Source organism: Candidatus Thorarchaeota archaeon, assembly GCA_013388835.1.
Classification (GTDB): domain Archaea; phylum Asgardarchaeota; class Thorarchaeia; order Thorarchaeales; family Thorarchaeaceae; genus JACAEL01.
Genome location: JACAEL010000018.1, coordinates 49,872 through 66,330 on the forward strand (window position 1 = coordinate 49,872; position 16,459 = coordinate 66,330).

A 16,459-nucleotide genomic window follows, 5' to 3' on the forward strand; every position below is an offset into this window, starting at 1 on the left:
CATGGGCGACTCTCTCGGTCCGCACATCAGATACCGGCAGCTTGCTGCCGGGGTCTGACGCTTTCATACTAGTCGATATCTATTCCCAGACTGTCAAGAAGAGCCTCGAGGTCAGCCTTGGAGAGTGTCATCGCCTGTTCCAGGATGATCTCTATCTCTTCAGGTGCAATCCCCTTGCGTTTGAGTTTCTTGCGCAGGTCCTCGATTATCTCGGGAGTTGCTGCAAGGGGTGCACCCGCTGGGGTCACCTCGGGTACTCTGCCCTCAGCCTTGGCGAGCGCTTCTGCTCGTCGTGCCTCTTCCTGACGAATGACCTCACGCAGGAAGCCGGGCCTCTCGCTTGCCTTCATTCTTGCCAAGTCCGCCCTGAATGCCTCTATCTCTGCGGGACCCAGTCCAGTGACGGATGCTAGTCGCTCCAACAGCTCGTTCACCTCAGGGACGATGGCCTTGATAGGCTCAGGGTCAATCTCCTCCGGTGACTTCTTGATGAAGACTGGTCGAAGCTCATCGTTGACAATGGTCATAATAATGGCGTGTCTGGACTGGACACGAGGCTGCTTCGGGATCTTGCCCTTGTGCAGCACTGCGAGCATCGTGTTGATCACGCGAATCAGCCGGGGCACACTAGCGTACTTGAAGTAGTAAACGGCCGCCAGTGCTACTATCATGGCGGTCACTGCAGCACTTGAGTACAGCGTGTTGCGCAGAAGGTCCGCCGCCGAGGCGCTAGAGAGGATTGTGAAGATTATCTGTTGCGAGTCAAAGCCCTCTCGTGTCAGAGTCAACGTCAGACGAATCTCTCCTGCGCCGTTGACAAGGAACAGAAGGGAGTAGTATCCATCTTCAAGATACTGCACCCGGTCCGGATAGTAGGTCAGGTTCTCTCCCTCGAAGGAGACGATTGGAGTCATCCCAGATATGCCGACCCCATGGTCAGTGTCGAAGTAGCGGATGACCAGCGTCAATGCGGTTCCTGGCGTGGTGACGATAGTAGTGTTCTCCACATAGAAGCTGGTACGTATTGGACGTACTGTGACCTCCACTGAGAAGGGTGATACTGAGTACTGACCAGTGGGGAAAGTGAGATAGACCGTGTACACACCGAGTGGTAGGTCACCGGGAACACTGAGCGAGTAGTTTCCGTTGTAGAGAGGCAATAGCAACTCCTCGCCAAGACCCTCCCAGTAGGCCAGCCCGTTGATGTTGGTGACAGCATTTCCTGTTATGTCGTTTACGACTCTGAACTCAACAGCTGCGGTATCGTTCACAGGTACCGACACGGATAGCGGGCCAATGACTGTGGCCGGGGTTCTCAGCAGGACGAAGAGCAGGGTTTCCTGTGCAGTTGCATAGTTAGTGAGTGAGAGTCGGACGACAATCTCATATGTTCGCGAGAAGGTCAAGTCCACATTGAGAGTCACCGTGTAGGTGCCATTCCCCAGGTCCGAGAGGACAGGGGCCGAACCGTCCCACGTAATGAGGCCTGTTGCGCCTATCACAGGGAGCGAGTTGTGCGTGTCGTTGAGATAGAGCCTGTAGACTACTGTGTCATTGGTGTATCCAGCGTGAGTCAAGGGGCTTGCAACAATGACTGTCGGTAGACTCCTTATCGTGACGATAATGGTCCTGCTGGCCATCGCATATCCAGCTTTCGAAGCTAGCAACCTCAGCTGAATCTCCTGTGCTCCTATCAGGCTGGTGTCGATGCTACCGGTGTAGAGTGCGCCCATCTGCTCTGTCAAGACCCCCGCTAGACTTCCGATAGTGAAGGACACATTGGCTCCAGCCAAGCGGCCGCCAAAGTAGGTGTCATTGTACTCCACGTTGAGCACTAGTGGGTCACCATAGAAGACGATGATGGTCTGCTCGTGGCTGGCGAGTCCCACCAGTGTAGGCACAGGGACTATGCTGACAGAGATCTCCAAGCTAAGGAAGTCATGATTGGTGTCGAAGGCCGTAACGACCACATCATAGCTTCCTATCGGGAAGCCCATGGAGTCTATTTGCCCAACATAGAAGCCGGGCGTGCCATTGGCAACCATAGCATAGGCCGTGTTGTTCCACTCGAAGCTCACACTGTCAGCAACAACAGGGATTCCTCTGAGTGTGTCGTTGAGGTATACAACAAAGCTCAGTGTTGTGGTTGTCACGACCGAGTAGGAGCTCTGCCCGGGGATGATCTGACCAGAGGCTCTTGAGACCACGAGCGAGAACTGCGTCTGGCGTGTCTGGTAGTACTCGCGTGCGACTGTCACCTGTGGCTGATAGAGCCCATGGTCAGCATCACTTGTGTCCAGAAGGATCGAGTATGTCCCATTGCCCCAGTCGGAGAGGTGGTACAGGGAACCATTCCACAGAATCGTGGCATTCATGCCGGGCACTCTGGTACCATCAGAGACCTGCCGCACTTCGAATCGGATCAGTACGAACTCTCCCCACTCAGCGTAGTAGGCGCTGCGTTCAAGGAGAATCTGTACATCCTGCGAGCCGGGTTGCACAGATGCCTCAACAGAACTGGTCTGATAGAACTGGCGCTGTGCTTGGACCGTGAAGACATACTTCTGGGCAAGCAGGCCCGTGGTGTTCAGTGTCAAACGGTAGAGACCACCTCCCACTTCCATCACGCTGTATCCATTTGCCCAGTTGCTCGTCACGGATGCCCCTGTGACTGGTGTGCCATGGTCAGTGTCGGTCAACGTGACATTCACTACCTGCGGGGCCCCAGGCGGCAGAACGCCCAGAGGAGGAGTCTCCACCAGCATGGCGGTCAGTATCGCACGAATTGTGGCAGGAACGTCCTCTGTGGTCCTGTTGGCGTAGAATGGCACACCCGTCCTGGAGAATGTGACATCGAAGTACACGATTCCAAGGGCATTGAACTGCTGGGTGGGCACTCGCAGCTCATAGTCGCCCAGTCCTAACTCCCGCACATAGTAAGTCGGGCTGGTCAGGTTGGCGCACTGAATCGACAGACTTGCACTGGGAATCCCTGTGCCTGTCAGATAGTCGACGTAGTTCAGCACAATGGTGATGTTCTCGGTGAATGGCGTTGCAGACACGAGTGGGAACGCTATCAAGGTCGGCCGCTCAACGGTTGTGGCCTTTGTGACCGTACTCCTGGCTGCATAGAAGGGTGAGGTTGAACTCCTGTCAATCGACAGCTGGATGTCCCATCCTGTCACCAGTGCGCTGGAATTCAGCAGGGTACAATTGAAGCTTATCTCATAGTATGTCCCCATAAGGTACAGCGCGTACTGGGAGGAAGTAATCGGGCTCATAGAAGGCCCGTGAGATAGAGAGATGTGCACCTTCTGTATTATGATCAGAGTCCCGGTGAGGAAGTCAGTGTACTTGAATCTGAAGGTCACATTCTCAAGGAATGGGGTCTCGCCGGGCGTCTGAACCATCAGAATCTGCGTCGGCCTCTGTACCACACGAGCATTCACTGTCACACCGCCCGGTTGGTAGAAGGGTGCGCCTGACCGTGACAGAGTGACACTCAACGTGTACGCTGCGACTGAACCAAGGGCGACGGTACTCACTCTGACCTGGTACACACCGTAGCCGAGATAACTCACCCAGTAGTTGGTGTCGAGAACAAGTGGGAAGCTGGAGTTGGTGCAGCTGACCAGCGCGGTCGCACCCGATATGCCTGTTCCCGTCGAGTCATCTACGTAGGTCACGGTGAATGTGACGTTGGCAAGGTAGGGAGCGGGGTCAGGGGACTCGTATCCTGTCTGTGTGAGACGCTTGAGAACCGAGATGCTGAACAACTCAAATGCGTCGCTCACGTAGTTCGACCCTGTGTAGACCACAGACGCATTGACACTGTAGATGCCGTCTGACGCAAATGCCGAGGTGTTCAACACCAAGGACCATCGACCATTGCCAAGGAATGTGACAGAGTACCATCCACTGAGTCCCGGTCCTATTGTGAGTGTGCCGGTCAGTCCTTGAGATGATCCTGACACAACGTCTGTGTAGTTGAAGAATATGGTGACGTTGTTACCCCACTGTGCAGGTATGAATGGGTCATGCACAAGCTGAGAAGCTCTCAATATGACTATGACCGTGAATCCCTGTGCAGTGACCGAGGAGTAGTATGGAGGTCCTGTCCATGTCAGGTTGAGATGAAGAATGAACGAGCCGACACCACCAAGCGAGGAGGTACTGATGTTGAGTCTGAACACGCGCTGTCCAGCATCGTACGTCTTCACAAAGGACACGTATGCCTCGTTGAGACTGACGACTAGGTACCCAGAGTCTGCTATCCGCTCTGCGGACAGTGAGTCAACGAACGTGAACTCGAAGACGGCGGTCTCACCATAGGGGGTGGCCTGCACCGGTGTGAAGTCGACATACGTGGGTCTGTCGAGAACGACAAGTGTGACAACAATAGAGTCGTTCTCATACAGGGGCGACACACCTTGAGCCCAAGAGAAGTCGAAGCGGAAGCTGAACGTGCCAGTCACTCCGAACTCGCTGCTGTTGAGCCTGAAACTGAAGGTGCCAGAGGTGCCTATCTCGTTCCACACAAAGTCCGACTGTGTCACAGGGTGCCCGCCGGTCAGTGGAGTGATGACAACAGTGATGTGACCGGACGAGTTGGAGATTCTTGTGCCATTCTCCATGTCGTAGTAGTACATTGTGAAGTTGAACTCGTTAAGGTAGTATGTGGCAGTCGGAGACTGCTCCAACCTCAGGTCCGTGGATGTACCCTGTACTCTGAAAGACGTGTTGATTGTCTGGTTGTAGTACTTGACTACTGTACCAGTCCACCGAATCCTGATTGTAATGTCCTTCCAGCCAATGGTACCCCACTGGTCGCTTGCAAGAGTTATGTTGTAGTGACCACTGCCGAAGGAAGACGCGCCGACGCTATACGCCAAGGTGCCAAGAGTCGGCGATGACACGGTGATCTCGACGTTACCGGTGTCGTTCGTGATACCGACAGACAAGTCCGTATCTTGGAAGAAGACCAAGACTACCACTGTCTGTCCGTACGGAGTCTGCGCTACAGGCGCGTCGAGCTCGAAGAGGGTGTTGTGACTTCTTATGATGACACCGATATCGAACGTGTGATTCAGATAGCTGGGACGGCGGACCTCAAAGCGGACTGGATACGGCGTCCCAGGGCTTGATAGAGGGTCGGTATCATAGGTGTAGAGTGTGATCCTATAGACTCCAGAGGTCTCTTCCGTCACGGTGTAGTTCTGCTGACCAGTGTGGTGGAAGGAACTCCAGTTGCAAGTGATGAATGATGCACCACCTGTCACCGGCAGACTCGACTCATTCGTCCAAGTAAGTGTGAATGATGCCGACTCCCCGACTGGAATAGAGAGCTGGTTAGAGGAGTAGGAGATAGTGTTGTATATCTCTCGAATCTCAACGAACATGGTCATCCACTGAGGAATGACAAACGGCGCTCTGGCTGTGACGTTGAGTGCGTATCGGCCAAGCGGTTTGCCCACACAATTCAGTTCGACCAGGTAGCTACCAGAGCCGAGCGGTGTCACAGAGTAGGTCGTCCAGTTGACCGCGACTGTTGCGCCCGTTATGCCAGTCCCATTGACGTTCTTGAAGACGACGGTGAAACTCTGACTTGCGTCAATGGGGCCCGACACCTGTGGATACTCCGGTGACTCGATTGTGGCCGCATAGTTGACGTATATGGTCAGGGTTGCAAGTGCAACATCGAAGTGGGCTCGGGTCCAAGTGAGGGAGATCACATACACTCCAGCTCCCGAGAGGAGAGAGGTGTCTATGACTTTGGTGTACTGCCCGTTGCCACTGTCATCAAAAGTGTCAGTCCCAAGGACCCAAGACATCTGCAGCACGCCGCCTCCCACAAGCACATCACTATCGGTGTCATTTGCTTCGAGTATCACAAGGACCAAGTCGCCGTAAGTGGTGTTCGTGACCCAAGTGCCCTCTGCGTCATCCGGATAGGTGATGACAAGCTCCGATGAGTGTGTTACTGTGAAAGGCCTCTTGAAGAAACCTGCACGGGTCCACTCGCCGGACACTCCGACATCGTTAGCGACTGCCTGTACCATCCAAGAACCGGCCGGAGCTGTTGACCCGCTGAGCGTGAATGTGTTGGTGGTCGCGTACCCAGAACTGTCTGTGGTGGCGCTCAATGTCAACCACTCAGACCCGCTGGGCGAGTAGATAGTGAAGTTGACAATCGCATTCTGATAACTGGGACCCAGATATGCCCGAGCTCTCGTCGTGTTGCCGGCTCGTAGATTGACCGTGCTCTTCCAAGTCGAGTCAGAGGGATCATACATCTGGAAGTTGGAGATGAGATTTGGTGATGTACTCAGTATGCGCCAGTATCCGTACCGTCCAGCCTCTGTGGTCACCTGATAGGCAGACACGTTCAGGAATTCATCCCCAGTATTGCCGCCAGTCCAGCCATAGGTCAGGTTGGTGGATGGAGCCAGCGGAAGAGCTACGAAGAAGACGTCTCTGTCTTGTGGGATTGACAGATTGAAGAAGTAGCGATTCGGGTAGCCGGACGGAATGACTGCGTAGTAGTAGGAGCTGAAGTTCGTTGCAGTACCGTTGTAGACTATGAACCTCTCGCCATACGCGGTCGGACTGATCTCATAGACTGTGTCCACGCCCAAGTGCCGAGCATACATGTTCGTCACAAGATCGAACTCCACTCCGATGGGCCTGTCGGGTACGGGTGGACTGGGTGTTGGAGTCCAGGAGAAGTTCAGTGGGATTGGGTTGACGGACCACGGAGTTGCCGGCGTCTGTGTCAAGGACCCAGAACCGTAGCCTGAGCCACTTGTCACATTCAGGCCATTCATCTTCAGGTTGACACTAGCAGGGGTTGCTGCTGCCTTGAGATACATCTCAAAGTTGTCAATCTTTGCCCTCGGCCCAATCTCGGGTGTGTAGCCGACTGCAGCCTTGCTCCATAGCCCGATGGTCACGGTCACACTCTGATCGGTAGGTAAGTTGAACAGGGATGGCGAAAGCCAGACCATCCCAGTGTTGTACCATGTCTCTTCCTGCCCAATAGAGTCGAATACAAGCAGCCACGGAGTCGTAGTCTGGCCGGCAGTGGTTATGGACAGGTAGAGTGCAAAGGAGCCGGTCATCCCATAGTGAGTGTCATCTCTCGTGTCTGCCCAATAGTCGGTCTTGAAGCCAGCCCAGACAACGGTCCCTCGAGGAATGGTCATGGTCTGCGTGAGATACGCACGGTCGCCGTCGTCATAGTGGTACGGAGCGGACCCACTGGTGGAGTCAATCTCGAGGTCCACGCACCCATCGGAAGACCCATGACCTGTCGAGTTGTACACAGAGGTGGGCGTGCTGCTCCCGGCCACATTGGTCACTGCAAGAGTCCAATCGCTTGATGATGGAGCGGTCGAGAGGTCTGGGTTCTGCACCCATGTTCGGTTCTCTGTAAGGCCTGAGACCTGTGCCTCGACACGGTAGCCCTGCCAGCCAGACCCCGTGGGAATGTTGGCGGAGACACCAGAGGTACCACTGCCCGGCGTATATGTCATTGACAAGTCGGAGAAGGAATCGGTCGCATTGCCGTATTCCCCGCCTTGAAGGGGTGAGGTGTAACCAGTCCATGCAGTCATACCCTGGTCAGAGAGAGTGTACCTGTACAGAGTGGTTTCAGGAACAGGTCGCCGCGATGACGAGTCCGGTTGAACCGCCGGCGGCACCAGAACCTCAGAGCCGCCTGTCACCGTTGAAGAGCCAAGTCCGTGAAACACCACAGACATCTGCATCGTGAGGAGCATCGTCAGACCAAGTATCAGGACGAGTGTATGTGCACGCTTCATTCACTGCCACCTCCAATCTGATCAAGAAGTGCGTCCACTTCTGCCTTCGTCAACCCTTTGGCCTGTTCCACCATCAGGTCGACCTCGGTCGCGCTGATGCCCATCGCAAGCAGTCTCTCTCTGAACACGGTCAACTCCGCATCTGTGGGAGGCCTTGCCGCGGCCTCCTTCGTCTTGCCCTCTGCGGCCACCTCCGCGAGGTCCTTGGCTCTCCGAGCACGCTCCTGTCGGAGGACTTCTGACACGAACCCAGCACGCTCGCTGGGCCGCATCTTCTCCAAGTCTTGTCGCAGGGTGTCGAGGTCAGAGTCAGTAAGCCCGACCACCACTCCCAGCTCAGTAAGTAGGCTCTCTACGTCCATGGCCTCGACCTCGACCGTGGAGACAGACAGGTCCTCGAAGGTCTTGGTGATCTTGAGTGGCGCAAGGTCTTCATTCATGGCGTCGAGCACCAGCTGGCGGCGGTCCCGCACAGGTGGAGCATCGGGGATTATGCCCTTTGCAATGCGGCTCACCATCTTCCTCAGCCATCGGAGCATCTTCGGCACAGACAACACTCGAATCCACAGAGACGCGAGTGATGAGCCAATGACCGCCAGTAGAGCACCAATGCCAAGGTAGTTGACGAGCATCTGCTGTTCCGGTGTGAGGGTTGTGATGACATTCACCACATAGACGGCGGTTGCATAGTCTTCGCGGTCCAAGTTCAGAGTGACGTGGTAGATGCCCACACCGGGTGCCATGAAGCCGAAGAGGTATGTACCGTTACCGTAGTCACGGTCTAGGCCAGGAACCCTCGTGAGCGTCGAGTCTAGAGTACTGTTTGTTGCGCCAGGAATTGGTACGTTGTGATCAAGGTCCCAGTAGACAACGCGCACGGTGAACTCTGTGTTCGCAAACATGGAAGTGGGCAGGGCTGCCACTCTCAACTCGGTGTTGACAAGGCGAATCGTGAGAAGCAAAGTCTCCTCAGCACGGCTGTAGTTTCCTCTGCTGATAGTGACTCTGATTGAATACGGGATGCTGCGGACCTCAAGGCGGGTGCGGTTGGTGTCCTGCGGACCAATGCGATAGGTCCCATTCCCGTAGGAGTGCATTATCAGTGTACCAAACTCCCAGACGGCAACAGCAGTGGCGTCGGTAATGTATCTGTGGTTCAGAGAGTCCCAGAATGTCAGGTACTGAGTATAGTCATCTGTTACAGGCACACTGACTTCGAGCTGTCCGAGTATCTGGGTGGGTATTGGATTGACCTTCATCTTGAGAACTACGTAAGCACCATAGTAGCGGTCCTTGACGAGGGAGAGGACGACGTCATATGCTGCGGGACCTGCAAAGACGACTGTGCTATTGACCTCTATCGAGTAGGTACCATTGCCAGCGTCCGTCAGCTCAGCAGTGAAGTCCTCGATACTGAAGCTGGATGTGGCGCCTGCAATGCTTCTGTTGTTGTGCTCATCCCAGAATGTCACGACGAAAGTGACGTTGCGACCGTAGTAGGCCTCTTGTTGAACTGGACCCACAACCACTATGCGTGTTGGGATTCTGCTGATGATCAGAGTGTACTGCAGTGACGACGGCGTGTAGCCGACCTTTGCACTCGAGATGAGTACGACCCACTCGCGTACAGGAAACTCCGTGGTGTTCACGAGGACCGTATAGTAGCCTCCACCCAGTTCCGTCAGATTGCCTGACAGTCCGGCCACGCTGTACATCACATCGGCACCGACAACGGCACGGTTCAGGTCCGTGTTGTTGAGGTAGATGGTCAAGTTGGCAATATCGCCTGACACCACAGCGATGACCGACACACCACCATATGCCACCATCTGCACGTTCACCTCTCGCACTTCGATGGTGACAAACCCGACGACACTCTTGTAGTTGTCAGATGAAGCCTGTAGAAGCACCGAGTGGCTTCCGATGGGCACATCTTCAACAGCAATGGTCCCCACGTACACAGACTGGGTCGCATTCCATGTGAGCAGACCTGAACCGCCAATCCAGCTGAAAGTCACGGTGCCTGAAGTTATGTCTGCACCAGAGCTCAGGACACGATAGGATGCTGTGACTCTGACTGACTGCCCGTTGACAGCACTGGATGTGGAGAGGGACCCGTTGAGGGTTGATGACACCCGCGCGATTCGCAGCTGGAAGTCCTTCACACGGTCCTCGAAGTTGGTCGCCTCAAACGAGACCGTGACAACGAACTCGCCTGCTATGTACTCGGAAGTGTCAATCGTGCAGTTGTAGAGTCCACCACCCATCTCGTTGGTGAGATACAGCACTCCAGAGAAGGTGACGTTGACTTCTGCTGCCAGCACCGGGAGCCCGCTCCGTATACTGGTGACGTTGACCACCAGAGTGACATCCTCGCCCCATACCGGAATGCCGGGATAGGAGGTCAAGAGGATGTCGACTGGAAGGCGCACTAGCAGGATCTGTGCGGACACCGTCCTGTTCACATGATACTGCTTCGCTGCACTCACGGTGAAGCTGTACGTACCAGCATCGAGACCGGTTGTGTTGATCGTGAGCCGGTACACACCGCCACCAATCTCCAAGATTGTGGAACCGGGTCCGTACAGGTCATTCCAATTCGTCACAACGTTTGCAAGTGCAATGCCTATGCCTGTGGAAATACTGCTGAATGTGATGTTCGCCGTTATCGTGTCTCCCGCATAGAAGGACTGGGCTGCCGGAAGAACCAGCTGCAGGTCTGTTGAAACTGGAGTGACACTGACAGCGAACTCGACGTCTGTCCAGTTCTCATAGAACGGCGACCCGCTCCAAGAGACATTTGCCCTGAACACGTACTTGCCAATTCCAAGTAGTGTCAGTGTGTCCACCAGAAGGCTGTACTTGCCATTGGCGTTGTCGATGACCCACCGAGTGAACACGCTGTCGTTCAGGCAAGACAATGACACTGTTGCGCCCACGAGCCCGGAACCGCTCAGGTAGTCATTGTACTGGATCAGAGCGGTGATGTTGAAACCGTAGTCAGCGGGAGGTGTGGACAGCACAGTGACCTGGGTGAATCTGGTTGTGATTGTCACTTGCGTTGCTGTCGTGGAGTTGGAGTAATAGGGAGCAGAATTGCCCCACACAAACTTCACGTAGATGGGATAGTCACTCACAAGGCTGCTTACAATCAGGTCGGAGGGGAAGGAGATAGTGTAGCCATCTGATACGGCAGTGAGTGTGTACTGCGAGTCAAGAATCAGGGTTCCAATCCCGTGAGTCAAGACCAGCACGGACTTGGTGAGGACGATAGAACCACCAGAGAGACCGTCTGTAGCGGATATTGTGAAGACCACATCTTCGAGGAATGGAGTGCTGAGTGGGGAACGCGTCACCGTGACAGTTGCGGGCCTTCGTGACACCTCTATGTCTACAGGTCGAGAACGCTCCTGATAGAAGGGCGCGCCAGCAAAACTGGCCGTTATCTCAATCGTGTAGCCGCCGAATGTGCCGAGCGCCACGGTTGATATCCTGACTCTGTACATGCCCGAGCCAAGATAGTCGACGAAGTAGTTGATACCGAGTTGTAGTGGATCATTTGATGTTGAGCAGTATGCGGTGATTGATGCTCCTGCTATGCCCTGACCTGTATTGTCATCATAGTAGGTCACAGTGATGTTGGCCTGTGTGAGATATGGAGCAAGTTCGGGGACTTCGCTCGTCAGCTGAGTGCGTCGCTCGACAATTGTCAGGTAGAAGAAGTCCTGTGCATCCAGACAGTATCTCGGGCCGGGACCGTAGGATATGGAGGCATTCACTGTGAAGACACCCAAGGATGGGAAGATGCCTGTGTTCAGAGTCACTGTGTAGGTGCCATCGCCATTGTCCACGATATGAACCGCAGGCATGAGCCACGCATCGAGAGTCAGAACACGACCATTCATACCTGCAGTGGAGTAGTCGTCAAGGTCGCGATACGTGAACGTCAGTGTCAGGTTGTTGCCGTACTGAACAGGGGAATAGGACCCATGCGTCAGGTCCGTGTTTCTCTCCCGCACAGTGATTGTGACAGCGATGCCTGTACGGTTCTGGTAGTAGGGTGAACCACTCCAGACGACGTTCAGGTGGAAGGTGTGGGTGCCCGGTGTCCAGTCACTCGTGTCAAGCTGAACGTAGATGGTTCCGCCATTCGCCGGGTTGGCAAAGACCACGTACGATATGGGCTCCGTGATGTAGACCTGGAGTGACGCACTTGGAAGAATGGGTTGACCAGAGAGCGTGTCGTAGTAGGTGAGGGTCATGTTTACTAGCTCATCGTAGGGTGTGACAGGCAGCGGGACACGATCCACCTGCGTCTGTCGATAGGTCGAGTAGACTGTGATCACAAGTGTCTGGTTTCTGTAGAGGGGCAACTGCCCGGCCGACCAGTTGAGATAGACTCTCAGCTGACATGACACGAGTCCACTCAGAAAAGTGGTGTTGAACTCGATTCTGTACTCACCGGGGCTGCCGACATAGTCAACCTCCGAAATCACCATCTGCGACTGAGTCAGGGTCTGTCCAGCTGTGAGGACTTCAACTGTGATGTGCACGTTTCCAGCATAGGGACCGGTACCATTCACAATGCCGGTCTGCGCTCCCAAGTCATAGTAGATGACAGTGAACGTGATATTCTCAAGGTATGGAGTGGCGAGCGGATTCTGGCCCACGAAGATGTCGGTTGGAGTAGCGGTGATGTCGACGCTTGTGGTGATGACCCGGTTGTAGTACTTCACAGTCGGGCCGGTCCAGTTGGCATAGATGGTCAGGTCTTTGACACCGAGAGACCCCCACTGACTCGCTGCCATACGAATGATATACTCGCCCTCCATGCTGCCATTGACCACCGTGTAAGCGACGGTTGGCAAGAGAGAGCTCTTCACATAGATGTGAACGTTGTAACCAGAGGCACTGCCGTTTCCGATGCCTACACCGACGTCAGCATCGTAGTAGATGACGATCACTTCTACGTCCGCAGTATACGCGGTCGGGTCAATCGGGTTAGACAGATAGAAGGAGGTCAGGTGGGTCCGGAGCCGCACATCAACGTAGAAGGTGTGATTCTGGGAACCGAAGGCCTGTACATCGAACCTGACAGTGTAGTTGCCAAGTACGTCATCGTCCATGGAATAGAGTGTGATCCTGTATAGACCCTGTGTGGCAGTCTCCACCACGGTGTAATTCAGGTCTCCCAAGCCATGGATTGCAGACCAGTTGCATGTGATGGCCCCAGCAGCACCACTGATGGGCACATTGTGGTCGGTGTCGGTGTAAGTGATGGTGAAGTCGATATTGTAACCAACTGGCAGGACAAGAGAGCTTGCCGAGGGAATGGCGGAAGTGTACAGCTCGCGGACATGCACAGAGAGTGTGATTATCCGGGACTCATAGTAGTCCTTCGATGCAGTGATGGACACCTTGTATTCCTTTAGCGGTACGTTGTCTGTTTCTACTGCAAGTGTGTAGTATCCTGGTGCTCCCGGTGTCACGGTGTATGTGTCGAGGGTCCAGTTACACACGATAGACGCTCCAGACACTGGCTGTCCCAGCTGGTCAAGCAGTCGTAGAGTGAGCTGTGCATCGTAGCCGCTTGGCACACTGACGCCGGGCGCGTCTGGAGAGAACAGGTCAGTAGTGAAGATCACATTCAGGGAGAAGACTCGATCCAGCGAGTCATAGTATGCCTTGCTCCATGCAAGAGAAACTTCATACCTTCCCGGTGTGGAAACCAGATTGGTGTCAAGGGTGACGCTGTATTCACCAGTACCAAGATCATTGACCACACCAGAACCATATGCCCACGAGTATGTCATGGAGCCCCCAGGAAGCAGGTCACCATTGTCTGAGTCGTTGACCCTCACCTGTAACAGAACCAACTGCCCATAGGTCACATTCTTGGTCCACGTTTCTCCTCCAACAGGATACTTCACAGAGGCGCTGGTACTGTGCCTCACAGAGAAGCCCCGCCGGAAGAAACCGACGTTATGGAGAGACCCGCTGGATATTGTGTCATTCACGTAGGCCTGCACTTCCCACGCTCCAGTCCGAGCAGTGACCGCATCCAAGTCAACATAGGAGGTCACAGCATACCCGGATGAGTCCACGGTCGCCTGCAGAGTGGTCCACACCGCTCCGGTGGGATCATAGACTGTGAAGTAGACCACATCGTTCTGGTACGTGCTTGGAAGCGTTGCTCTGAATCGCGTGTCGTCGCCAGCTCTAAACGTGTGTGTAGTGGTCCAAGCGGATGTGGTGGGATTCCAGACCTGAAGCCCGGTGACCATGTTTGGAGAGGTGCCTTTCAGGTACCAGAACCCGTTCTGAGCTGTCGTGGTCACTTGGTAGGCGCTCACGTTCAGCAGACCATCGCCGGGGTTGCCCAAGTTCCAGCCGTAAGTGAGATTTACCAGACGGAAGTTGGGCTGTCCCACATGGTTCACATCCCTATTGCTGGGAATCGTGGTTCTGAAGTAGTAGAAGGAGTTGTATCCTCCCGGTACAGCTGCATAGTGGTTCGTCGTCCACTGGACGGCCGATGCGTTGGTCACCGAGAACATGTCACCCACCGTGAAGAACTCGGTATCACTGATTGTGGGCACGTTGTGACGTCTGGCGCTGACGGTCACATCGACATCGATGAAGAGCGAGATCTCGATGTTCGGGTCCGGAGGATTCGGGTTTGGTGACCATGAGAAGTTAGCGTATGCATAGCCGCTTGTCCAAGGAGTAACAGGATTATACGTAGCCGTTCCCAGTCCGTATGTGGCCCCGTTAGTCACTGCCACACCATTCATTCGAAGACTGACATCAGTCGGCATAGCTTTGGCCTTGACATACAATACTATGTTGTCCAACCTACCCTCGGGTCGTATGTCTGCAGCCCTGTACCACTCAGCCTGAGTCACCCTGAGACCAGCGAGAATCTGCACATTGGGGAGCGAGAGCCCCGAGTAGTCCACTGGGATGAGTCCGGTCGAGTACCAGACGTTGTCGTCAGCAATTGCGTCAAACTTGGCGGACCACAGATAGCTGCCTCCGTGGTCGGGATCACCTGATGATACGAACAGTTCGAAGAACCCGGTCATGTATGAGCCCCAGCCCCGGCAGTCCGCGTAGTAGTCGAGAGAGAGGCCAGCCCATGTGACATCACCTCGGTTGATGACAAGGTCCTGTCTGACAAAGGCCTTGTCACCGGGGTTGTACCAGTACCCATAGAGCCCTCCTCCTGGATTGTGCCAGTAGCCATCAATCTGGAATACAGAAGAGGGGTTCCCGGTGCCATGACCAGTACTGAGCCAGTTGGCATCCATTCGTTCGAACCCACCACTCTCGCTCACATAGACGTTCCCTGCTGAGTCCACTGCTATCCCGAAGTTGAACCGGAACTGACCGTTTCCTGAACCATCTGAACCCCACTGGGTCTGATACGCGTTTGTATCAGCGTTGTACCGCCGGACTACATGACTATATGGACTGCCAGTGTTGACTGCACACACGTACAAGTATGAGCTGTCCGGAGAGACGGCAACACCCATGGGTGTGTAGATGCCTGTTATCGTGGTTGCACTGCCACCGGTAGCGGTTGTACGCACGATACGATTGTTCGACGTGTCCGCTACGAACACATATCCATTCGATGGCCTCACGGCAATCCCCGTCGGCATCAACAGACCACCCCATCCGCCCTGTCGGACGCCAGCAGTAGTGAAGTACTGAACACGGTCATTGCCTGTGTCGGTCACGTAGATGTATCCGTTGAAGCTGCTGTATGCAATGCCGGTCGGCGAACGGAACTCCCCGTCATCGACACCCGAGCTTCCCCACTGCCTCTGATACACCCCTGCAGAGTTGAAGACCTGAATACGGTCGTTGCCCGAGTCCACAACATAGACCAGTCCAGAACCGTCAATCGCCACTCCGGTTGGCCTGTTGAACTGCCCGTTACCTGTGCCAAAGCTGCCCCATTGCCGCAAGTATGTGCCCGTGCTACTGAAGACCTGAATTCGATTGTTCTGTGTGTCCGCAACATACAAATTGCTGGACGAGTCGAAAGCTATCCCCCAAGGGTCAATGAACTGCCCATTCCCTGTCCCTCTGGAACCCCACTGCCCTGTGTACGTACCCGAGGAGGTGAAGTACTGCACGCGGTTATTACCGTTGAAAGCGCCCTCTTCATAAGATGTCCCAAAACCCCATGTCGCATCTGTGGCAAACCCGGGGTTAACCAGCCACGAGCGATTCTCTGTTATGCTTTTCACATTGCCGAAGACGCTATAGCCCTCCCATTGATCTCCGAGAGGGACTGAGAGGTTGGCGGTCGTGATAGTACCAGAGGGGTAGTACACCATTCGTCGGTTGGTGAAGGTGTCCGTCCGTGTCCCGTACTCAGAGGTGGTGAGCGGGTCGCCATTTCCTGCCATCGAAGTGGGCTCACCTGCAATGACGTACTTCATCAGTACTTCGTCTGGCGCAACCTCGATGGAGGTGCCATCGCCCAGGTCCACCGTCTCGCCCGGTGTGTCCAAGACTGCCATTGGCGTAATCGAACCTGTCCCAGTGGCACTGAGGACGACACACACAAGAGCACACAGTGCTACGAAAGACCTTCTGGAGCCAAACAACCAGTAACCTCTCACGAC

2 protein-coding genes are annotated in these 16,459 nt (G+C 54.7%); both read right to left on the reverse strand.

What is annotated here, in order from left to right; genetic code table 11:
- Positions 1 to 68: 68 nt before the first annotated feature.
- Entirely contained in the window at positions 69 to 7,820 is a 7,752-nt protein-coding gene (locus HXY34_03770) for a hypothetical protein (GenBank protein ID NWF95239.1), read from the reverse strand.
- Positions 7,817 to 16,456 (reverse strand): hypothetical protein, encoded by an 8,640-nt coding sequence (locus HXY34_03775; GenBank protein NWF95240.1) that lies wholly within the window; start codon positions 16,454 to 16,456, stop codon positions 7,817 to 7,819. Before HXY34_03775 ends, HXY34_03770 begins: the two co-directional genes overlap by 4 nt.
- Between the last annotated feature and the right edge of the window lie 3 nt (positions 16,457 to 16,459).

What these genes read in the sequence shown, in the direction of transcription:
- HXY34_03770 (NWF95239.1), bottom strand. Translation starts at nt 7,820, where the DNA reads ATGAAGCGTGCACATACACTCGTCCTGATACTTGGTCTGACGATGCTC.